The sequence below is a fragment of the Streptomyces sp. GESEQ-35 genome (assembly GCF_017948485.1).
Classification (GTDB): domain Bacteria; phylum Actinomycetota; class Actinomycetes; order Streptomycetales; family Streptomycetaceae; genus Streptomyces.
This window is the reverse complement of record NZ_JAFFSX010000013.1, coordinates 157,253-177,259: the sequence shown is the minus strand read 5'-3', so window position 1 is coordinate 177,259 and position 20,007 is coordinate 157,253. Positions and strand designations below refer to the sequence as shown.

General features: G+C 69.6%; 19 protein-coding genes. 11 read left to right on the top strand and 8 right to left on the bottom strand.

Annotated elements, in window-relative coordinates:
- Positions 1 to 6 precede the first annotated feature (6 nt).
- From KCH87_RS50135 to KCH87_RS25480, 3 genes are read right to left on the bottom strand one after another with little or no spacing between them, the layout of a single operon-like run.
- The gene (locus KCH87_RS50135) at positions 7 to 198 is read right to left on the bottom strand and encodes a ferredoxin (RefSeq protein ID WP_210588565.1); all 192 of its coding nucleotides are present in this window, start codon (positions 196 to 198) and stop codon (positions 7 to 9) included.
- A gap of 35 nt (positions 199 to 233) precedes the next feature.
- On the bottom strand, positions 234 to 1,094 hold the full coding sequence (locus KCH87_RS25485; RefSeq protein ID WP_210588564.1) for a mycofactocin-coupled SDR family oxidoreductase: 861 nt from the start codon (positions 1,092 to 1,094) through the stop codon (positions 234 to 236).
- A gap of 14 nt (positions 1,095 to 1,108) precedes the next feature.
- Positions 1,109 to 2,014 (bottom strand): NAD(P)-dependent oxidoreductase, encoded by a 906-nt coding sequence (locus tag KCH87_RS25480; protein WP_308298914.1) that lies wholly within the window; start codon positions 2,012 to 2,014, stop codon positions 1,109 to 1,111.
- 213 nt (positions 2,015 to 2,227) lie between these two features.
- Between KCH87_RS25480 and KCH87_RS25475 the strand changes: the two genes are divergently transcribed.
- Genes KCH87_RS25475 through KCH87_RS25465 form a run of 3 tightly spaced genes read left to right on the top strand, consistent with a single transcriptional unit; the run spans position 2,228 to position 5,647 of the window.
- On the top strand, positions 2,228 to 3,682 hold the full coding sequence (locus KCH87_RS25475) for an aldehyde dehydrogenase family protein (protein WP_210588563.1): 1,455 nt from the start codon (positions 2,228 to 2,230) through the stop codon (positions 3,680 to 3,682).
- Positions 3,679 to 4,890, top strand: coding sequence for a CaiB/BaiF CoA-transferase family protein (locus KCH87_RS25470; protein ID WP_210588562.1), 1,212 nt, complete (start codon positions 3,679 to 3,681; stop codon positions 4,888 to 4,890). Before KCH87_RS25475 ends, KCH87_RS25470 begins: the two co-directional genes overlap by 4 nt.
- A 1-nt stretch (position 4,891) precedes the next feature.
- A complete protein-coding gene (locus tag KCH87_RS25465) occupies positions 4,892 to 5,647 on the top strand; it encodes an SDR family NAD(P)-dependent oxidoreductase (RefSeq protein WP_210588561.1) in 756 nt (251 codons plus the stop codon).
- A 439-nt stretch (positions 5,648 to 6,086) separates the two neighbouring features.
- Here the strand turns inward: KCH87_RS25465 and KCH87_RS25460 are convergent, their stop codons facing one another.
- The gene (locus KCH87_RS25460) at positions 6,087 to 6,812 is read right to left on the bottom strand and encodes an enoyl-CoA hydratase/isomerase family protein (RefSeq protein ID WP_210588560.1); all 726 of its coding nucleotides are present in this window, start codon (positions 6,810 to 6,812) and stop codon (positions 6,087 to 6,089) included.
- A gap of 102 nt (positions 6,813 to 6,914) precedes the next feature.
- Between KCH87_RS25460 and KCH87_RS25455 the strand changes: the two genes are divergently transcribed.
- The 4 genes from KCH87_RS25455 to KCH87_RS25440 are packed head-to-tail and all read left to right on the top strand — an operon-like array spanning position 6,915 to position 11,446.
- On the top strand, positions 6,915 to 8,477 hold the full coding sequence (locus KCH87_RS25455) for an AMP-binding protein (RefSeq protein WP_210588559.1): 1,563 nt from the start codon (positions 6,915 to 6,917) through the stop codon (positions 8,475 to 8,477).
- A gap of 38 nt (positions 8,478 to 8,515) precedes the next feature.
- Positions 8,516 to 9,694 (top strand): amidohydrolase family protein, encoded by a 1,179-nt coding sequence (locus KCH87_RS25450; protein ID WP_210588558.1) that lies wholly within the window; start codon positions 8,516 to 8,518, stop codon positions 9,692 to 9,694.
- Positions 9,691 to 11,124 (top strand): FadD3 family acyl-CoA ligase, encoded by a 1,434-nt coding sequence (locus KCH87_RS25445; RefSeq protein WP_210588557.1) that lies wholly within the window; start codon positions 9,691 to 9,693, stop codon positions 11,122 to 11,124. Before KCH87_RS25450 ends, KCH87_RS25445 begins: the two co-directional genes overlap by 4 nt.
- A gap of 52 nt (positions 11,125 to 11,176) precedes the next feature.
- Positions 11,177 to 11,446 (top strand): hypothetical protein, encoded by a 270-nt coding sequence (locus KCH87_RS25440; RefSeq protein WP_210588556.1) that lies wholly within the window; start codon positions 11,177 to 11,179, stop codon positions 11,444 to 11,446.
- A gap of 66 nt (positions 11,447 to 11,512) precedes the next feature.
- Here KCH87_RS25440 and KCH87_RS25435 read toward each other — a convergent pair whose 3' ends face one another.
- On the bottom strand, positions 11,513 to 12,679 hold the full coding sequence (locus KCH87_RS25435) for an acyl-CoA dehydrogenase family protein (RefSeq protein WP_210588555.1): 1,167 nt from the start codon (positions 12,677 to 12,679) through the stop codon (positions 11,513 to 11,515).
- Between the two features lie 75 nt (positions 12,680 to 12,754).
- Between KCH87_RS25435 and KCH87_RS25430 the strand changes: the two genes are divergently transcribed.
- Both KCH87_RS25430 and KCH87_RS25425 read left to right on the top strand, forming a co-directional pair.
- Positions 12,755 to 14,245 (top strand): class I adenylate-forming enzyme family protein, encoded by a 1,491-nt coding sequence (locus KCH87_RS25430; protein WP_210588554.1) that lies wholly within the window; start codon positions 12,755 to 12,757, stop codon positions 14,243 to 14,245.
- Between the two features lie 5 nt (positions 14,246 to 14,250).
- Positions 14,251 to 15,015, top strand: a complete 765-nt coding sequence (locus KCH87_RS25425) for an SDR family NAD(P)-dependent oxidoreductase (RefSeq protein ID WP_210588553.1) — start codon at positions 14,251 to 14,253, stop codon at positions 15,013 to 15,015.
- Between the two features lie 362 nt (positions 15,016 to 15,377).
- Here KCH87_RS25425 and KCH87_RS25420 read toward each other — a convergent pair whose 3' ends face one another.
- Genes KCH87_RS25420 through KCH87_RS25410 form a run of 3 tightly spaced genes read right to left on the bottom strand, consistent with a single transcriptional unit; the run spans position 15,378 to position 18,246 of the window.
- Positions 15,378 to 16,637, bottom strand: coding sequence for an amidohydrolase family protein (locus tag KCH87_RS25420; protein ID WP_210588552.1), 1,260 nt, complete (start codon positions 16,635 to 16,637; stop codon positions 15,378 to 15,380).
- Positions 16,637 to 16,966 carry a hypothetical protein gene (locus KCH87_RS25415; protein WP_210588551.1) on the bottom strand — a complete coding sequence of 110 codons (330 nt, stop codon included), beginning with the start codon at positions 16,964 to 16,966 and terminating at the stop codon, positions 16,637 to 16,639. Before KCH87_RS25415 ends, KCH87_RS25420 begins: the two co-directional genes overlap by 1 nt.
- 11 nt (positions 16,967 to 16,977) lie before the next feature.
- On the bottom strand, positions 16,978 to 18,246 hold the full coding sequence (locus KCH87_RS25410) for an aromatic ring-hydroxylating dioxygenase subunit alpha (protein ID WP_210588550.1): 1,269 nt from the start codon (positions 18,244 to 18,246) through the stop codon (positions 16,978 to 16,980).
- 276 nt (positions 18,247 to 18,522) lie between these two features.
- Between KCH87_RS25410 and KCH87_RS50470 the strand changes: the two genes are divergently transcribed.
- Both KCH87_RS50470 and KCH87_RS25400 read left to right on the top strand, forming a co-directional pair.
- Complete coding sequence (locus KCH87_RS50470) at positions 18,523 to 19,815, top strand: cytochrome P450 (RefSeq protein WP_210588549.1); 1,293 nt, start codon at positions 18,523 to 18,525, stop codon at positions 19,813 to 19,815.
- The gene (locus KCH87_RS25400; protein WP_210588548.1) at positions 19,812 to 20,003 is read left to right on the top strand and encodes a ferredoxin; all 192 of its coding nucleotides are present in this window, start codon (positions 19,812 to 19,814) and stop codon (positions 20,001 to 20,003) included. Before KCH87_RS50470 ends, KCH87_RS25400 begins: the two co-directional genes overlap by 4 nt.
- Positions 20,004 to 20,007 lie beyond the last annotated feature (4 nt).

Genomic DNA, 20,007 nt, shown 5'->3' with positions numbered 1-20,007 from the left:
CCCCCTTCAGAAGATCTGGATGGCCCGTTCCGGGCAGGAGTGCACGGCTTCCCGCACGTCCTCCTCCTGGTCGGCCGGTACGTCCTCGCTGACGGCCGAGGAGTGGCCGTCGACATCGTCCAGCTGAAACGCCTTCGGAGCGGTCATCCAGCAGAGCGTGTGGCCCTGGCAGCGCTCCGGATCGACCCGAACCTTCACTGCTTGCCTCCCTGTCGCGGTCGGAGTCCTGTGGATCAGCGGCGCCAGTCGTACCACTTGAGGTAACCGCCGGCGTCCACACGCAGCTGGGTGCCGGTGATGTAGCGGGCCTCGTCCGAGGCGAGGAACAGGACGGCGTTGCTGATGTCCACCGGTTCGACGTACGGGATGGGCATGGCCTGCTGCACCGCGAACCCGGGCTCGGCGTCCTGGCGTGTGGGGTGTTCGAGGTCGGGGCGGAACGACTTGTACATCGGGTCGCTCTGGAGCATCCGGGTGTCGACGTTGGTCGGGTGGATGACGTTGGCGCGCTGCTTCAACGGTGCCAGATTGCGGGCGAGTTCGTGGATGTACTCCGACAGAGCCCGCTTGGCGTAGGCGTAGCCGGAGCCGCCCGGATTGGCGCCCGGGGTGTCCACGATGCCGTGCTCCATGAGGGCGGCCGTGGAGCCGGTGGCGATGACGCAGGCGCCTTCGCGCAGATGCGGCAGGGAGATCTGGATCGCGTTGATGGAGCCGATGAGGTCGACGTCGATCGCGTCGCACCAGGCCTGGAGTTTGGGTTCGCCGTGCAGCGGGGCGATGCCTGCCTGGGCCACCACGATGTCCAGCCCGCCGAGTTCACCGAGACCGGTCTCCAGGGCCTCGCGGAGCGCGCCCACGTCGCGGACGTCGGCCTGGAGCGCCACGATGCGGCGGCCGTGCTCCTCGACCAGCCGGACCGTCTCCTTCAGGTCCTCGGGGGTGGCCATCGGGTAGCCGACCGTCTCGTAGTCGCGGCACAGGTCCACCGCGATGATGTCGGCGCCCTCCTCGGCCAGCCGTACGGCGTGGCTGCGGCCCTGACCGCGTGCCGCGCCCGTGATGAACGCGACCTTGCCCTCAACTCGTCCCATGGATGGTCCCTTTCCTACGTGGTCTGTGGTGCCGTTGCCGTTCGGCTCACGCCGGTGGGCGCTGTCGCGTCGGACAGCGCGTCGAGAGCCGGGGCCAGGACGCCCAGGTCGCCGCCGAGTTCGTCGGCGACCGTTCGTACGACGTCGAGGTCCTTGCCGAGGAATTCCGCCGTCGCCCGGGCGAACTCGGTGACCGAGCCGCGCCGTACGACTCCGGCGAGGGCGCGGCTCGCGGCGCTGCCGTGGGTGAGAGCGGTCAGGAGGGCTGTCTCCTCGACGCCCAACTGCCCGCCGAGCCGGGCCGCGTGGGACAGCAGGCCGATCTGGGCCGCGAACACCGCGTTGTTGACCAGCTTCACCCGCTGTCCGCTGCCCAGCGGACCGACATGCAGCACCGGGTCGCCGTAGCTGCGCAGCACGGGCCGGACGCGGCCCACGGTGTCTTCGGTGCCGCCCACGAAGAGGGTGACGCGGCCCGCCTCGGCGTCGGGCGGGCCGCCGCTGACCGGCGCGTCGATCACGTCGATCCCGTGGGACGCGCCGCGGGCGGCGATGGCCTCGACCGTGTGCGGGCTGCCGGTGGTGTGGACGACCAGGACGGCTCCGCGCGGCATCGCACCCAGCAGTGTGCTGTCGAGGCAGACGTCCCGCACCTGATCGTCGGTGTGGACACAGACCAGCACGGCGTCGGCCTGGTCACCGACATCCGCCGGCTCGGAGACGACGCGTGCGGGTTCCTGCCCGAGTGCGTCGCGGGCCTCGGGCGACCGGCCGAGCACCCGCACCTCGTGACCCGCCGCGGCGAGTCGCCGCACCATCGGCCTGCCCATCCGACCGGCGCCTATGACCCCGATGCGAGTCATGGCGTGGAGGCCTTGGCGATGGTTCGGTCTCGGATCACAAGAATCTCCCTTCCGAATGCGAGAACCATACTTTCAACTCCGCTTCACCCGGAAGGGCCTGTGACGACTTAATGTCACATCGCGCCAGCACACCAGGGTCATACCGAGGCCGTGACGCAACCTCCACGCTCAGGCTATGGTTCTCTGTCAGCGAGGCCTATGATCTCGCACTGCGAGAACGCTATTTCCACTGCTGGGAATCTGCTGGGAAACTCCTGGGAAGGTGACGGGATGCCAGTCCCGAACAGCGCGCGGCGCCTGCTCATCGACGGACGACTCGTCGACGCGCCCCGGACGTTCGCCACGCTCAACCCCGCCACCGGCGATGTCCTCGGCCAGGCTCCCGACGCCTCGGTCGAGCAGGCCGAAGCCGCCGTGGCGGCCGCCCGTCGCGCCTTCGACACCACGAGCTGGCCGACCGACAAGGAGTTCCGCGTCCACTGCCTCGACCAGCTCCACCGTGCGCTCACGGAACATCTGGAGGAGCTGCGCGAGCTGACGATCGCCGAGGTCGGCGCACCCCGCATGCTCACGCACGGCCAGCAGCTCGACGAGCCCGTGGAACTGGTCCGCTACTACGCCGAGTTGCTCGGAAGCCACCCGCTGACGGAGGACCTCGGCGTGGTGGAGTACCTGGGGCAGCGCCATCACCGCTGGGTGGAGAAGGAAGCCGGAGGGGTCCTCGCGGCGATCGTCCCGTACAACTACCCCACCCAGCTCGCCCTCGCCAAGCTGGCCCCGGCGCTCGCGGCGGGCTGCACGGTCGTACTGAAGGGCGCCCCGGACACACCGCTGATCACGCTGGCCCTGGGTGAACTGATCGCAGAGCACACGGACATCCCGCCCGGCGTGGTCAACGTCCTGACCTCGTCCGACGCGGCGGTCGGTGAACTGCTCACCACCCATGCCGATATCGACATGGTCAGCTTCACCGGGTCCACCGCCACCGGCCGTCGCATCATGGCCGACGCGAGCGGCACGGTGAAGAAGGTGTTCCTCGAACTCGGCGGCAAGTCCGCCCTGATCGTGCTCGACGACGCCGACTTCGCCGCCGCCGCACGCTATGCGGCGTACATGATCTGTCTGCACGCCGGCCAGAGCTGCGCGATCACCTCCCGGATGCTCGTGCCCAGGCGGCACCAGGACACGATCGTCGAGCAGGTCGCTGCCTCCCTCGACCGGGTGCGCCACGGCGACCCCGGCCACCCGAAGACGTACATGGGCCCGCTGATCAGCGAGTGGCAGCGCGACAAGGTCGACGGCATGGTCCAGCGGGCGGTGGCAGCGGGCGCGACGCTCGTGACCGGCGGCAAGCGGGTGGACCCCGGCTTCTTCTACACGCCGACCCTGCTCACCGGGGTCGATCCGGCCGGTGAGCTGGCGCAGGAGGAGGTCTTCGGACCGGTCCTCGCGATGATTCCGTACGACGACGAGGACGACGCCGTACGCATCGCCAACGACTCGGTCTACGGGCTGTCCGGCGCGGTCCACAGCCGTGACCGCGAACGCGCGGTCGCTCTGGCGCGCCGCGTCCGCACCGGCACGTTCAGCATCAACGGCGGCAACTACTTCTTCCCCGACGCCCCCTTCGGGGGCTACAAGCAGTCGGGCATCGGCAGGGAAAAGGGCGTGGACGGTCTGGAGGAGTTCATGGAACGCAAGACCTTCGGTGCGGTGGTCGCATGAGCGGCGGCCCCCTCACCGGGATACGGGTCCTGGAAGTGGCGATGTACGGGTTCGTCCCGTCCGCCGGTGCCGTGCTCGCCGACTGGGGCGCGGACGTCATCAAGGTGGAGCACGCCGTCAACGGCGATCCGCAGCGCGGGCTGCGCCAGACCGGCACGTTCAAGGTCGAGGGCGACCCGAACCCCAATGTGGAGCACGCCAATCGCGGCAAACGCAGCATCGGCCTCGACATGGCACGCCCGGAGGGGAAGGAGGTGCTGTACGACCTCGTCCGCCGGTCGGATGTGTTCCTGACCAGCTTTCTGCCCTCGGCCCGCGGCAGATTCGGCATCGACGTGGACGACATCCGCTCGGTGAAGCCGGACATCATCTACGCACGCGGCAGCGCGCTGGGACCGCGCGGCCGGGAGGCGGGCAAGGGCGGTTACGACATGACGGCCTTCTGGGCCCGGGGCGGCACCGCCGCCAGCCTCACCCCGTCCGGTACCGAGGGCATGATCTCTCCCCCGGCGCCCGCCTACGGGGACACGATCTCCGGCACCAATCTCGCCGGGGGCATCGCGGCGGCGCTGCTGAAGCGGGAGCGTACGGGCGAGCCGTCGGTCGTGGACGTGTCCCTGCTCGGCAGCGGCGTGTGGGCGATGGGCCACGGGATCGCCCTCTCCCTCCACCTCGACCGGGCCTGGGTGGCGCCGCCCGCGGGCGCGCACGGCTCCCCCACCAACCCGCTCTCCGGTGTGTACCGCACGGCCGACGACCACTACCTGGCGTTCGTCATGATGCAGCCCGGCAAGTTCTGGGCCGATGTGTGCCGGCACATCGACCGTCCCGAACTGGCCGACGATCCGCGCTTCGCCACCGCCGAGCAGATCGCCGCCCACACCGAGGAGGCGGTCAAGATCCTGCGCGAGGTGCTGGCCACCCGCACGCTCGCGGAATGGACCGAGCGGTTCGCCACACTGGCCGGGCCGTGGGCCCCGGTGCAGGACTCCCTCCAGGTGGGTGTCGATCCGCAGGTCAGGGCGAACGAGTACGTCGTACGGGCCGGAGAGCTCGAACTGGCCGCGAATCCGGTGCAGTTCGACGTGGGCGCCCCGGAGCTCGGCCCGGCGCCCGAGTTCGCCGCGCAGACCGAGGAGATCCTGCTCGAACTGGGCCTGGACTGGGACCGCATTCTGACTCTCAAGGCGGCAGGGGCGGTGACCTGACATGACGGAGCGACGTACGGCTGTCGTCACGGGCGGCGGATCGGGCATCGGGCGCGCGATCGCGCTGCGGCTCGCCGAGGACGGCTTCGCCACCGCCGTACTCGATCTCAACCCGGAGGCGGCCGAGCGGGTGGCCGAGGAGTCGCGGGGGAAGGGGTACGAGTCGGTCGCCTTCGGCGGGGTCGACGTGTCCGACCGGATGCAGGTGAACGCCGCGGTGCGACGCGTCCGGGAGACCCTGAGTCCGGTGCTCGTGCTCGTCAACAACGCCGGCGTCAGCGGGACCAGGAGCTTCCTGAAGATCACCGACGAGTCGTGGAACCGGATCATGGCCGTGAACCTCAACGGCCCCTTCTACTGCTGCCAGGCGGTCGTGCCGGACATGACGGAGGCCGGGTGGGGCCGGATCGTGAACATCTCGTCGTCGAGCGCGCAGTCGGGCCAGCAGTTCATGACGCACTACGTCGCCTCGAAGGCCGGACTCATCGGCTTCACCAAGGCCCTCGCTCTCGAACTGGGCCCGACGGGCATCACGGTGAACACCATCCCGCCCGGCTTCATCGACACCCCGATGCTCCGCGCCACGGAGGAACGCGGGCACCTCGGGGGCTCGGTGGACTACCACGCGGAGCGCACACCGGTACGGCGGCCGGGGCGGCCCGAGGACATCGCGGCGGCGTGTTCCTTCCTGGTGTCCGAGGAGGCCGGTTACATCACCGGTCAGGTGATGGGGGTCAACGGGGGCCGCAATACCTGAGCTGCTCCAGGTCCCGGTGACGTAGGCGGACAGCGGCGAGGCCAGGAACACCACGCAGTGGGAGATGTCGGTGACCTCGCCCACCCGGGCCATGGGGATGGCGGCCACCTCGTGCAGGGGGCCGGCGTCAAGGACATCGCCGTCGGGTCCGTTGGTCTCGGGGTAGTGGAAGACGAAGCGCATGGTCATCTCCGCAGGTCTGGTCGGCCGTCAGCGGGAGGCATATCGAGCATGTCGAGAGGATTCCGCCGGCCCGCCACGGCCTCGATGATGTCGTGGTGACACAAGGGAGTGTCGAGGCTGTTGATCCGGACAGCGCGGGCCGCCGGTCCTGGTCCCCCAGGGTTCCACCGGGGTCGCCGCCTGCCGCTTCCACGACCGCGGGGGCGTGTCAACTCCCCACAACAGGCACGGGATTGCCGCACAGCCACCTCCCGGATCAGCCGCGGCTCCTGCGAGCCGTCGCCCGGTCCGCCGCCTCCCAGTGCGCGTCCGCCGTCCACAGCCGTGCGAAGGCGCGCACCGCCTCGTCGGCCGAAGTGCCGCCTGCGACAACGCGCTTGATCTCCCCGGCCGGAGCGGTGGCGAGCGAGCGGGCCAGCGAGCGCCAGCCCTCCTCGAAGGAGTCTCGCGGCAGGACCCGGTCGACCAGCCCGAGCCGCTCGGCCTCTGCGGCCTCCAGCACGGTGCCCGAACCCGCGAGCATCAGTGCCCGTCCCCTGCCGACCAGGGCGGCCAGCCGCTCGGCACCGCCCCACGCGGGCATGATCGCCAACGTCACCTGGGTGAAGCCGATCCTGATGTCGTCCGCGGCAACCCGGATGTCGGCGGCAACGGCGACCTCGGCCCCGCCGCCCAGGGCATGGCCGTTGAGCGCGGCGATCACGGGGGCGGGGAAGTCCGCGAGCCGGTCGCAGATGCCGCGCATCCGCCACGCCATCGCCGCGGCCTCGTCCTCGCTGCGGATCGCGGCGAGTTCCTTCAGATCGCCTCCGGAGACGAACGCCCGGTCGCCGGCGCCCCTGACCACCAGGGCCCGCGCGCCCACCGCCGCATCGAGCGCCTTCTCCAACTCGCCCATGGCGTCGAGGGAGATGGCATTGCGGGCGTGGGGGCGGTCGATCGTGATGACGGCCAGACCGCCGTCCATGTCGAGGTCGATCACGCGATTCCCCCCTGGGGATATTGGCATTCTCCAGTGGCGAGAATAGCGTATGCGTTCGTCCTCCGCTTCGAAGAGCCGCCCGCAGCACTGGAGGTAGCACGTATGCGAAAGATCCCCGCAGAGCTGGTCAAGCGCTATGAGGCGGAGGGGTGGTGGACCAAGGACACGATCGGGGACCTGCTGACGCGGGGCCTGGCCGCGGCGCCCGACGCCGAGTTCCGGGTGCACTCTGCCGTCCGGCCCTGGTCCGGGACCTTCCGGGACGTGGAGCACACCGCGCGCAGGCTCGCCGCCGGGCTGCGTGAGCGCGGCGTGGGTGCCGATGACACCGTCGCCTTCCAGCTGCCCAACTGGATGGAGGCGGCCGCGGTCTTCTGGGCGTCGGCGTTCCTCGGCGCGGTCGTCGTGCCCATCGTCCACTTCTACGGGCGCAAGGAGGTCGGCTACATCCTCGACTCCGTCAAGCCGCGCGTCTTCATCGCCGCCGAGCGGTTCGGAAGGCTGGAGTTCCAGCCCGACCTGTGCGCGGACGTCCCCGTGGTGGGATTGGTGGGCGGGGCCGCGCGACGACATCCGCGCATCGCAGGCTTCGACGACCTCCTGAGTGACACCCCGCTCCCCCGGCCCCTCCCCGCCGATCCGACGGGCCCGGCCCTGATCGCCTTCACTTCGGGCACGACACGGGATCCGAAGGGCGTCGTCCACAGCCATCAGACCCTCGGCCACGAGACCCGCCAACTGGCGGCGGCCTACCCGCCCGACCGGGGCACACAGCTCACCGCGGCACCCGTCGGCCACTTCATCGGCATGGTGAACGCCTTCCTGATCCCGGTCCTGGACGGAGCGCCCGTCCACCTCGCCGACGTATGGGACCCGGGCCGGGTACTGGAGTTGATGACGCGTCACGGCCTGCACGTCGGAGGCGGCGCCCCGTACTACGTCACCAGCCTCCTCGACCACGCCGACTTCACCCCCGGGCATCTGCGGCACATGAGGTACGCGGGCCTCGGCGGCGCGGCGGTCCCGGCGGCCGTCACCACCCGGCTGGCGGGCCTCGGGATCCGGGTCTTCCGCGCGTACGGCAGCACCGAGCACCCCTCGATCACGTCCTCCCGGCACTCCGCACCCGAACCCAAGCGGCTCTTCACGGACGGCGAGGCGCTGCCCGGCGTGGAGTTCCGGCTCGACGAGGACGGCGAGATCCTCAGCCGGGGCCCGGACCTGTGCCTGGGTTACACCGACCCGGACCTGACGGCGAAGGCCTTCGACGACGACGGCTGGTACCGCACGGGCGACATCGGTGTGCTCGACGAGGACGGATACCTCACGATCACCGACCGCAAGGCGGACGTGATCATCCGTGGCGGCGAGAACATCAGCGCGCTGGAGGTCGAGGAAACGCTGCTCGCCCTGGCCGCCGTCGCGGAGGCGGCCGTGGTGGCCGCTCCCGACGCCCGGCTCGGCGAACACGCCGCGGCCTTCCTGCGCCTGAGGCCCGGCCACGCCCTTCCGAGCCTTGACGAGGTGCGCGCCCACTTCGAGCGGGCCGGCCTGGCCAGGCAGAAGTGGCCGGAGGAGTTGCACGAGGTCCAGGACTTCCCCCGGACGCCGAGCGGCAAGGTGCAGAAGTTCCGGCTGCGGAAGGACATTGCCGTAGGCAGGTGAAGAGAATACCATTCTCTCAAAACGCAAAGGAGGGTCTCATGACGTCCCGTGCGCTGCCGTTTCCGCTCTTCGACGCGGACAACCACCTGTACGAGCCCCCGGAGGCGCTGACCAGGCACCTCCCGGAGAGGTACGCGAGTGCGATCCAGTACGTGCAGGTCAACGGCCGTACAAAGATCGCGATCCGAGGCCAGATCAGCGACTACATCCCCAACCCCACCTTCTCGGTGGTGGCCCGGCCGGGCGCGTGGGAGGAGTACTTCCGCAACGGCAACCCGGAGGGCAAGTCGCACCGGGAGCTGTTCGGCGAGCCGATGAAGTCGATTCCCGCGTTCCGTGAACCCGGGCCCCGACTGGCGCTCATGGATGAGCTGGGGATCCAGCGCACGCTGATGTTCCCGACGCTGGCCAGCCTGATCGAGGAGCGGATGCGGGACGACCCGGAACTGATCCATGTGGTCGTCCACTCCCTCAACCAGTGGCTGCACGAGACCTGGCAGTTCAACTACAAGGACCGGATCTACACCACACCCGTGATCAGTCTGCCGATCCTGGACAAGGCGATCGCCGAACTGGAGTGGTGTCTGGAGCGCGGGGCGCGGGCCATCCTGATCCGACCCGCACCGGTGCCGGGGCTCGGCGGGTCGAGGTCCTTCGCACTCCCGGAGTTCGACCCCTTCTGGAAGCTCGTGGAGGAGGCCGGAGTCCTGGTCGGGATGCACTCCTCCGACAGCGGCTACTCCCGCTACGCGAGCGACTGGGAGGGCAAGCAGCAGGAGATGACGCCGTTCCAGGCCCAGGTCTTCCGGATGCTGGGCGAGTGGCGGCCGGTCACCGACGCCGTGGCCTCCTGGGTCTGCCACGGAGCACTGTTCCGGTTCCCGAACCTCAAGATCTCGGTCATCGAGAACGGCTCCTCCTGGCTGGTACCCCTCCTCGACCAGCTGACCGACGTCTACAAGAAGCAGCCGAAGGGCTTCCTGGGCGACCCGGTCGAGGCGGTCAAGTCACGGATCCACATCAGCCCGTTCTGGGAGGAGGACATGGCCGAGCTGGCCAAGATCATCGGCGTCGATCGGGTGCTGTTCGGCTCCGACTACCCCCACCCCGAGGGCCTGGCCGACCCGGTCTCCTACATCGACGCCATCAAGGGCATGAGCGAGACCGACCAGGCCAAGATCATGGGCGGCAACCTCGCCCGGCTCATCGACGCATGAAGTGGGAGACCATCCCCCAGATGGTGCTGAGCGCGGCCGACCGCTTCGGTGACGCCGAAGCGGTCGTCGACGGACCGCTCCGGCTCACCTTCACGGAACTTGTCGACCGGGTGCTGATCGCCGCGGGCGCGTTCGCGGCGCTGGGGGTGGGCAGGGGCGACCGGGTGGCGATCTGGGCGCCCAACTCCGCCGAGTGGATCGTCGCCGCGTTCGGGCTGCTCACCGCCGGTGGTGTGCTGGTTCCGGTGAACACCCGGTTCAAGGCCGACGAAGCGCACGACATCATCGGGCGGAGCGGCGCCAAGGCCGTCCTGGTCCAACAGGGCTTCCTCGGGCTGGAGTTCACGTCACCGCCGGGAGTTCCGGTGATCGACCTCAAGTCGGGCTTCCTGGCGAGCGGTGAGCCGTACGAGTGCGAGGTGAGTGGTGAGCAGGTCGCCGACATCATCTTCACCTCGGGGACGACCGGCCGGCCCAAGGGCGTGCTGATGACCCACGCCCAGAACCTCCGGCTGTACGCGGAGTGGTGCGACCTGGCCGATCTGCGGGAGGGCGACCGCTATCTGATCGCCAATCCGTTCTTCCACATCTTCGGCTGGAAGGCGGGCTGTATCGCCTCGCTGCTACGGGGAGCCACCATCCTCCCCGTGCCGGTCTTCGAGGTGGACCGCGTGCTCGACCTGGTCGAGCGCGAGAAGGTGACGATGCTGCCGGGCCCGCCCACGCTCTACCACTCCCTGCTGGAGGCACAGGCGTCGGGCGGACGGGACCTGTCCTCGCTGCGGGCGGCGGTGACCGGGGCCGCGGAAATCCCGGTCGACCTCATCCGCCGGATCCGCGGCGAACTGCCCTTCCAGTCGATCATGACCGGGTACGGCCTGACCGAGGCGGGCACCGTGACGGCCTCCCGTCCGGGCGACTCCTTCGAGGACATCGCCACGACTGTCGGCACCCCGTGTGACGGAGTGGAGGTGCGCATCGCGGACGACGGCGAGGTACTGGTGCGCGGCTACAGCGTCATGCTCGGCTACCTGAGCGACCTCGACGCGACCGCCGAGGCGATCGACGAGGACGGCTGGCTGCACACGGGCGACCTCGGGACGCTGGACGACCGGGGATACCTGCGGATCGTCGGCCGGAAGAAGGACATGTTCATCGTGGGCGGCTTCAACGCCTACCCGGCCGAGATCGAGGGCTTCCTGCTGAAGCACCCGGCCGTGGCGCAGGTCGCCGTGGTCGGCGTCCCGGACGCGCGCATGGGTCAGGTGGGCAAGGCCTTCGTCGTCCGGCAGGGACCGGTGACGGAGTCGGAGCTCATCGCCTGGAGCCATGCGCGGATGGCCGGTTTCAAGGTGCCCCGTTCCGTGGCGTTCCGCGAGGCATTGCCGCTGAACGCCACGGGCAAAGTGATGAAGGACCAACTGCGTTGAGAGCGAGCGGGAGAGGGGCCTCCCCGGCTCCCGCAGGAGAACGGAGATCCTCGTGACGACGACGAACAACGTGGCGGGCCTGACGGCGAAGCAGTCGATGACCCAGATAGAGCGTCTCGACGACGAGATCATCGCGCTCCTCGCGCGTCGCCGTGCGATGACTCAGGAACTCCCCGCGCCGGCCCTCCCCCGAGTGGTCGACCCCGACTTCGCGCAGACCGTACAGGAGATGACGACCCGCTACCGCGAGGAACTCGGCGGTGCCGGCGAACTCGTCGCCCGCGCGGTCATGGTGCTGTGCCATCCCGGCCGCCGGTCCTGACCGGGGATCAGGGGCTCCGCGGGCCGGCCCGGCACCTGTCGTGCCGGGCCCGACCGGGCCTCAGCCTCAGTACGACCTCGGCAGCCCCAGCACATGCTGCGAAACGTAGTTGAGCACCATCTCCTGGCTGATCGGGGCCAGTCGCAGCAGCCGGGACTCACGGAAGTACCGCTCCACGTGGTACTCGCGGGCGTAGCCCATACCGCCCAGGGTCTGCACGGCGCGGTCCGCGGCCTGGAAACCCGCGTCGGCGCACAGGAACTTGGCCATGTTCGCCTCGCGCCCGCACTTCAGGCCACGGTCGTAACGCCAGGCTGCGTTCCGGGCCATCAGCCGCGCCGCGTCCAGCCGGGTCAGGCACTCCGCCAGCGGGAAGGCGATGCCCTGGTTCTGCCCGATGGGGCGGCCGAAGACGACCCGGTCATTGGCGTAACGGGTCGCCACGTCCAGCGCGGCCCGGCCGAGGCCCAGTGCTTCGTGAGCGAGCAGGATCCGCTCGGGGTTCAGACCGTCGAGCAGATAGCGGAAGCCCTCGCCCTCCTCGCCGATCCGGGCACGGGCCGGGACACGGAGGTCGTCGATGAAGATCTCGTTCGAGGCGACGGCGTTGCGGCCCATCTTGGGGATCGGACGGATGTCCATGGCCGAGCGGTCGACGTCGACGAGGAAGACGGAGATCCCCTTGGTCGGCTTGTCGACCTCCTCGCGCGGGGTCGTGCGCGCCAGGAGGACCATCTTCTGCGAGTCGCCCGCCTTGGTGATCCAGATCTTCCGGCCGTTGATGACGTAGTGGTCGCCGTCGCGGCGGGCGAAGGTGGAGATGCTGGTGGTGTCGGTGCCGGCGTCGGGTTCGGTGACCCCGAAGCAGACGTGGAGTTCACCGGAGACGGCGTGCGGCAGGACCTCGCGGCGCAGTTCCTCGCTGCCGTGCCGGGCGAGGACGTTCAGACCGAAGATGGTCAGGTGCATGCTGCTACAGCCGTTCATCCCGGCCCCGGAGGCGGCCACCTCTTCGAGCAGCAAGGACGCCTCCAGGACGCCGAGGCCTCCACCGCCGTACTCCTCGGGAACGGCGATGCCCAGCCAGCCGGCCTTGGCGAAGGCGTTGTAGAAGGCCCAGGGGAACTCGGCCCGTTCGTCCTGCTCGGCCCAGTACTCGGGGCCGAAGGAGGCCGCCAGTTCATGGACTCCGGCCCGGATGTCCTCCTGTTGCTCGGTCAGCTCGAAATCCACGGCAACTCCCTGGAGAATGACGTTTCCTGGTAAGTAGAATACCGTTCGCGCCCGTCGAGAAAGGAAGACCCTGTCTTGAACATCGCGACGTTGCTCGACATGGCAGTGGCCGGCTCCCCGGACCGGGTGGCGATCGGTCCGCGCGGCTCCGGTGTCACCTGCGCGCGTCTGCACCGGACCGCCGCCGGAGTGGCGGCCCTCGTCCACCGGTCGGGCGCACGGGAGTTGGTGTTCGCCGGGGTCAACGGCCCGGCATTCCCCGTGCTGCTGTTCGGCGCGGCGCTGGCCGGCGTGCCGCTCGTACCCGTCAACTACCGGCTGTCCGCAGAGGCGTTGACCGATCTGCTGGCCCACACCGAGCAGCCGATGGTGGTCGCCGACGAGGCGTTCGCCGGTGTGTTCGCCTCGGCCGGGCTCACCGTCCGCACGCCCGAGGAGCTGCTCAAAGAGGGACTCGACGCGGAACCCGCCGTCGGTCTGGAGGGTTCCGCGGACGATCCGGCGGTGCTGCTGTTCACCAGCGGGACCACGGCGGCGCCCAAGGCGGCCGTTCTGCGCCACCGGCATCTGACCAGCTACATCCTCCAGACGGTCGAGTTCGCCTCCGCCGGGCCGGACGACGCGGTCCTGACCAGCGTTCCGCCCTATCACGTCGCGGGCGTCGGCTCGGTGCTCAGCAACCTCTACGCCGGCCGCCGCATGGTGCACCTGGGCACGTTCGACCCCGAGGACTGGCTGCGGCTGGTCCGCACCGAGGGCGTGACCTCCGCGATGGTCGTACCGACCATGCTGGCCCGCCTCATCGATCACCTGGCGGGCCGGCCGGCCGGCGTGCCGACGCTGCGTTCGCTGGCGTACGGCGGCGCCCGTATGCCGCACACCGTGCTGGAGGCGGCCCTGCGGGCCTTCCCCGACGCCGGTTTCACCAACGCCTACGGCCTCACCGAGACCAGCTCGACCATCGCCCTGCTGGGACCGGAGGACCACCGCGCGGCGCTCTCCTCCGGCGATCCCGCGGTGCGTGCCCGGCTCCGCTCGGCCGGACGCATGGTCCCGGGTGTGGAGGCCCGCATCCAGGACGCGTCCGGCGCCGAGCTGCCTGAGGGTGTCCCCGGCGAGTTGTGGGTGCGCGGTTCGCAGGTGTCCGGGGAGTACCGGGGGGCGGCCGCCCTGCTCGACGCGGACGGCTGGTTCCACACCCGGGATCTCGCCCACTTCGACGCCGACGGCTATCTGTTCATCGAGGGCCGCGCCGACGACACCATCATCCGCGGCGGGGAGAACATCGCCCCCGCCGAGGTCGAGGACGTCCTGCTGCGGCACGACGCGGTGCGCGAGGCCGCCGTCGTGGGGGTCCCGGACGAGGAGTGGGGCGAGCGCATCGCCGCCTTCGTCGTCACGCACACGGGCCGAAGCGTCGACGCGGAGACACTGCGCGCCTGGGTCCGTACCCGGCTGCGCGGCTCCAAGACGCCCGACCTGGTCGTCTTCCGTGACGAACTGCCGTACACGCCCACGGGGAAGCTCCTGCGGCGCGAGCTGTCGACCGCGCTACCGAAAGGCTGAGGTACGTGACGTCCTTCGCGAAACTCCACGACTTGACGGGCAAGGTGGCGGTGGTCACCGGGGGCTCGCGCGGTATCGGCCGGGCCATCGTGCAGACGCTGGCCGAGGCGGGTGCCGATGTCGTCATCGCCTCGCGCAAGGCCGAGGCGTGCCGGGCAGCGGCCGCGGAGGTGCGGGAGTCGACCGGACGCCGGGCGGTGGGCATCGCCTGTCATGTCGGCCGCTGGGGCGACTGCGAGCGGCTCGTCACCGAGACGCTCGAGGAGCTCGGCGGGCTCGACGTCCTGGTCAACAACGCCGGTATGTCGCCCCCGTACCAGAGCCTCGACGCCGTCAGCGAGGAGCTCTACGACAAGACCCTCGCCGTCAATCTCAAGGGCCCGTTCCGGCTGACGGTCCTCGCCGCGAAGCACATGGCGGACCACGGCGGCGGATCGGTCATCAACATCGGTACGGCCGGGTCCCTGCTGGCCAGCGTCCACGAACTGCCCTACGCCTGTGCGAAGGCGGGCCTCAACGCCCTCACCGTGGGCCTGGCGGAGGCGTACGCGCCGAAGGTACGCGTCAACGCCATCCTGCCCGGCCCCGTCCTCACCGGGGCCCACAAGGAGTGGGCGGCCGAGGACTTCGACCCCTCGTTCGTGCCGCTGGGCCGGCTCGGGCAGCCCGAGGACGTGGCTCCGCTGGCCCTGCACTTCGCGAGCGCGGCGTCGAGCTTCACGACCGGGGCGATCGTCCGCGTGGACGGCGGGATCACACGCAAGGTGTGACACGACCGGGCGGCCCCCGGTCTCGGAAGCCGCCCCGGTCAGGCCGCCGCATCCTCGTCGCGATACACCTGCCCGCCCTTCATCACGAACCGGACGTCCCGCGTCACCCCGACATCCGTCAACGGATCACCGGGGACGGGCGATGACCCCACCGAACAGACCAGCCTCCAAGCCAACCCCTGTCTCGGAAGCCGCCTCCGTCAGACCCCCGCATCCTCGTGGCGATACACCAGCCCGCCCTTCATCACGAACCGGACGTCCCGCGTCACCCCGACATCCGTCAACGGATCACCGGGGACGGGCGATGACATCACCGAACAAACCGGCCTCCAAGCCAACCCCTGTCTCGGAAGCCGCCCCGGTCAGGCCGCCGCGTCCTCATGGCGGTACACCTGACCGCCCTTCATCACGAACCGGACGTCCTGCGTCACCCCGATGTCCGTCAGCGGGTCGCCGGGGACGGCGATGACGTCGGCCAGCAGTCCGGCCTCCAGACGGCCCCGGTCGTCGGCGTCGACGAGTTCGGCGGCGACGGTCGTCGCGGCCCGGATCGCCGCCAGCGGGGTCATGCCGCGGTCGACGAGGGCCAGCAGTTCCTTGGCGTTGCGGCCGTGCGGGATGGCGGGCGCGTCCGTGCCGCAGGCGATGCGGACCCCGCGCTGGATGGCCCTGCTGATCGTGGCCCGGGAGCGGGGGAACACCTCGGCGGCCTTGGCCTGAAGCTCGGGCGCGGCGTTCGTCACGTCCATGCCCTCGGTGAGATACGTGGTCGCCACCAGGAACGTCCCGCGTTCGACCATCAGCTCGATGGCCTCGTCACTGGCGAGGAACCCGTGCTCGATGCAGTCGATGCCCGCGTCGAGCGCGGCCCGCAGCGCCTGTTCCCCCATGCAGTGGGCGGCCACCTTGAGCCCCGCGCGGTGCGCCTCGTCGACGATCGCCCGCAACTCGTCGTCGGAGTACTGCTGGGCGCCGGCCGGGCCGGTGTGCGACATGACGCCGTTCGAGGCACAGACCTTGATGACCCGTGCCCCGTGCTTGATCTGGTAGCGGACCGCCTTGCGTACCTCGTCGACGCCGTTGGCGATGCCCTCCTCGACGGTGAGGGGCATGATGTGCGGCGCGAACGCCTGGAACATCGTGGGATCGAGGTGCCCGCCGGTCGGCGTGATGGCGTGCCCGGCGGGGACGACCCGGGGCCCTTCGATCCAGCCGTGGTCGATCGCCTTCTTCAGCGCCACGTCGAGCAGGAGCCCTCCGGTCTGCACGAACAGACCGAGGTTCCGTACGGTCGTGAAGCCCGCGCGCAGCGTTCGGCGGGCGTTGGCGACGGCGCGCAGGGTGCGGACCGCGGGGTCGTCCTGCACGGGGTTGAGGGGACTGCGGTGGTCGGGCCCGCCGAGGAGCAGGTTGACCTCCATGTCCATCAGGCCGGGCAGGAGGGTGACATCGCCGAGGTCGATCACCGTCGCGTCGGACGGAACGGACGCGGGCGCGACCTCGACTATGTGCTCGTCCTGGATCAACAGCTCGCCGGGCTCGACCAGTTCGCCCTTCGCCACGTCGAGCATGCGGGCGGCGCGGAGGTGGACGGGGGGCTGTGGTGTGCGCGGGCGTGACATCAGACGGCCGGTTCGAGAACGGCGTCGATGCTGGCGGCCCCGGTGTCGGGCACCTTGGGCTGGCGCCACGCCTCCACCGGGAAGGCGACGGTCACCAGCGCGCAGAACAGCCAGAGAAGGTGCTTGTCGGGTTCGGAGATGTCGTCCATGGAGACGTGCTGGAGGTACTCCGTGCCGGACTTCAGGAGGGGGAACGCCGTGTTGTAGAAGGCGTCGAGCTCATCCATCGTGCTCGCGATCCGCTTGGCGTAGCGGGCCTTCTCCGTGGGGACGGCCCAGTCGGCGAACGGCTCCAGGCCGGCGAACTCGGGCGGAAAGACAGCAGCCATGCTCGGGCTCCTCACGCGGTGCGCTGCTCGTGGTCGCGGACGTACTGGCGGGCCGTCTGGTGCAGATGGCGCAGGAGCACTTCCTGGTCGTTCAGCGGGAACCTCTCCACCGTGCGCGTTTCGAGCATCGACTGCGTCGCCTCCAGGGTGTTGGCGTCCTGGAGGCCGTACTCCTTGAACGACACGGCGGCCAGCTCCTGCTGGAGCCGCTGGAAGGCGTTCTCGGGTGGGACGAAGTAGCAGGTCGCCTCGAAGATGTGGGTGTTGTACGAGGTCGGCCAGTAGTGGTAGGTGAGCACCCAGTTCGGCCGCCAGATCAGCACCATGAAGTTGGGGAAGAAGACGAACGAGTCCATGCCCCAGCGCTTGTCCCGGGTCGGGTTGACGGCCGGGGGCAGGTCCTCCGTGGCGAGTCCGATGTCGGGCGCTTCCCAAGGGCCGAACAGGCCGCTGCGCAGCGCCCCTTCGATGGGCTTGACCATCGTGCGGTCGTGCGGCGGGGCGATGCCGCCCCAGGAGGACACCATGCTGTGCGGGCCGTCGATGTCGTAGTGGAGCGCCTCGTACCCGTACTTCTGGATCTTGCGGGCCTCGTCGGACACGTACTGGCCGGCGTGCAGGATCGGCGCGTGGTAGAACTCGGCGAACGCGTCGATGAACAGCTTCCAGTTGGCGCCGACCTCGGCGCGGTACTTGTGGGCCTGGGTCATCTTGTGGAACGGGTAGCCCTCGATGCCCTTGGCGAACTCGCCCAGGTACTCCCTGAGCGGGGTGGTGTTCCCGGGGTCGAGGTTCACGAAGACGAACCCCTCCCACACCTCCGCGTGGACCTGCTTGAGCCCGTACTGCGACTTGTCGAGGTCGAAGAACTCGCCCTCCTGCTGGACGAAGGCCAACTTGCCTTCGAGGTCGTAGCGCCAGGCGTGGTACTTGCAGGTGAACTGGCGGCAGACGCCGCTGGTCTCCTCGCGCGGGAAGTCGTTCCACACCAGCTTGTTGCCGCGGTGCCGGCACACGTTGTGGAAGGCGCGTACCTCGTCGTCCGTGCCCCGCACCACGATGACCGACGTACGCGCCGCGTCCAGCTCCTTGGTGAAGAAGCTTCCCCGCTTGGGGAGTTGCTCGATGCGCCCGACGTTCAGCCAGGTCCGGCGGAAGATGGCGTCCCGCTCGCGTTCGTAGTGCTCGGGCGAGATGGAGTCCTCGTACGAGACCGGTTCCGTGTCGATCTTGAGGTGCTCGGTCCAGCTCCCCGCTTCGGGCTTCTTGAAGTGCGCCATGGACTCTGGTCCTCCAGTCGGCTGCACGCAGAGCGCGATAATCCAGGTCTTCGTGAATGAGAATGCTATTCTCGCACACGATCGTCCGTCAAGTCAGCAAGTTGTCAGGCAGCCGTCAGGGAGTGGTCACGAGAGGTCGCGAGAGGCCCACAACTTGGCCGTCTACAGGGCGAGAATCCGGCTCTCGCAATCGACCAGCATCAATTCCGACAACCCGAGAACTGTGCTAGCGTCCCTCGTCGACCAGGGCGTACCGAGAGGGAGGCGGCCGGGACCGTGACCGACTTCGAGGCGATCGACTTCTTCCGCGACGAGAGTCTCGTGGCGGATCCCTATCCCTACTTCGACGCACTACGAGGACAGTGCCCCGTAGGCCGCGAGAACCACCACGACGTGATGATGGTGACGGGGTACGACGAGGCCCTGGAGGTGTACAACGACACCGACACCTTCTCCTCGTGCATCTCGGTCACGGGCCCCTTCCCCGGATTCCCGGTGCCGCTCGAGGGCGACGACGTGAGCGACATCATCGAGCAGTACCGTGACCAGCTCCCGATGAGCGATCAGCTCCCGACCATGGACCCGCCCCAGCACACGGACCACCGCGCCCTGCTGATGCGGCTGATCACCCCGAAGCGCCTCAAGGAGAACGAGGCGTCCATGTGGCACCTCGCCGACGGTCTGCTGGACACCTATCTCGCCCCCGGCGAGGGCGAGTTCATCAGCGGGTTCGCCGGGCCCTTCACCCTGCTCGTCATCGCCGACCTGCTCGGCGTGCCCGAGGAGGACCGTCCGCGGCTCATGGAGAACCTCCAGCGCCGGCCGCAGGACGAGGCCGGCGTCGGCAGCACCGGCGACGACACGCTGCACCACTCGCCGCTGGAGTACCTCTACAAGCGGTTCACCACCTACGTCGAGGACCGCCGCCGCGAGCCCCGCGAGGACGTGCTCACGGGCCTGGCCACCGCGACCTTCCCCGACGGGTCGGTCCCCGAGGTCGCCGATGTCGTCCGCATCGCCGCCAACCTCTTCGCGGCGGGCCAGGAGACCACGGTCCGGCTGCTCAGCTCCGCCCTCAAGACCATGGCCGAGCAACCCGAAGTGCAACAACTGCTGCGCGCCGAACGCGAGCGCATACCGGCCTTCATCGAGGAGAGCCTGCGCATCGAGAGTCCGATCAAGGGCGACTTCCGGATGGCGAAGGTGCCGACCACGGTCGGCGGGGTCGACATCCCCGCCGGCACCACCCTCATGGTGCTGAACGGCGCCGCCAACCACGACCCGCGCCAGTTCGAGAACCCGACGGCCTTCGACGCCCGCAGGACGAACGTCCGCCGTCATCTCGCGTTCGGCCGCGGGGTCCACGCCTGTCCGGGAGCGCCGCTCGCCCGGGCCGAGGCGCGGGTCACCATCGAGCGGCTGCTGGACCGCACGTCCGACATCAGGATCTCCGAGCGCGTCCACGGCCCCGCGGACGCCCGGCGCTACCAGTACGTCCCGACGTTCATCCTGCGCGGGCTGATCGATCTGCACCTGGAGTTCACGCCGGTCGAGGGTGAGACGCGATGAAGGTCAGCGTCGACGACGACCGCTGCCGCGGACACGGGATCTGCTGCGATCTCTGCCCCGAGGTGTTCGACCTGAGCGACGACGGCTACGCCGTGGTGGAAACCCCGGACGTGCCCGAGGAGTTCGAGGACACCGTCCGCTCCGCGGCCGGCCTGTGCCCGGAGCACGCCATCACCGTCGTCAACTGAGGAG

What these genes read in the sequence shown, in the direction of transcription:
- KCH87_RS25415 (WP_210588551.1), bottom strand. Translation starts at nt 16,966, where the DNA reads ATGGCTGCTGTCTTTCCGCCCGAGTTCGCCGGCCTGGAGCCGTTCGCC.
- KCH87_RS25455 (WP_210588559.1), top strand. Translation starts at nt 6,915, where the DNA reads ATGCGAAAGATCCCCGCAGAGCTGGTCAAGCGCTATGAGGCGGAGGGG.
- KCH87_RS25465 (WP_210588561.1), top strand. Translation starts at nt 4,892, where the DNA reads ATGACGGAGCGACGTACGGCTGTCGTCACGGGCGGCGGATCGGGCATC.
- KCH87_RS25450 (WP_210588558.1), top strand. Translation starts at nt 8,516, where the DNA reads ATGACGTCCCGTGCGCTGCCGTTTCCGCTCTTCGACGCGGACAACCAC.
- KCH87_RS25420 (WP_210588552.1), bottom strand. Translation starts at nt 16,637, where the DNA reads ATGTCACGCCCGCGCACACCACAGCCCCCCGTCCACCTCCGCGCCGCC.
- KCH87_RS25475 (WP_210588563.1), top strand. Translation starts at nt 2,228, where the DNA reads ATGCCAGTCCCGAACAGCGCGCGGCGCCTGCTCATCGACGGACGACTC.
- KCH87_RS25470 (WP_210588562.1), top strand. Translation starts at nt 3,679, where the DNA reads ATGAGCGGCGGCCCCCTCACCGGGATACGGGTCCTGGAAGTGGCGATG.
- KCH87_RS25445 (WP_210588557.1), top strand. Translation starts at nt 9,691, where the DNA reads ATGAAGTGGGAGACCATCCCCCAGATGGTGCTGAGCGCGGCCGACCGC.
- KCH87_RS25400 (WP_210588548.1), top strand. Translation starts at nt 19,812, where the DNA reads ATGAAGGTCAGCGTCGACGACGACCGCTGCCGCGGACACGGGATCTGC.
- KCH87_RS25485 (WP_210588564.1), bottom strand. Translation starts at nt 1,094, where the DNA reads ATGGGACGAGTTGAGGGCAAGGTCGCGTTCATCACGGGCGCGGCACGC.
- KCH87_RS25410 (WP_210588550.1), bottom strand. Translation starts at nt 18,246, where the DNA reads ATGGCGCACTTCAAGAAGCCCGAAGCGGGGAGCTGGACCGAGCACCTC.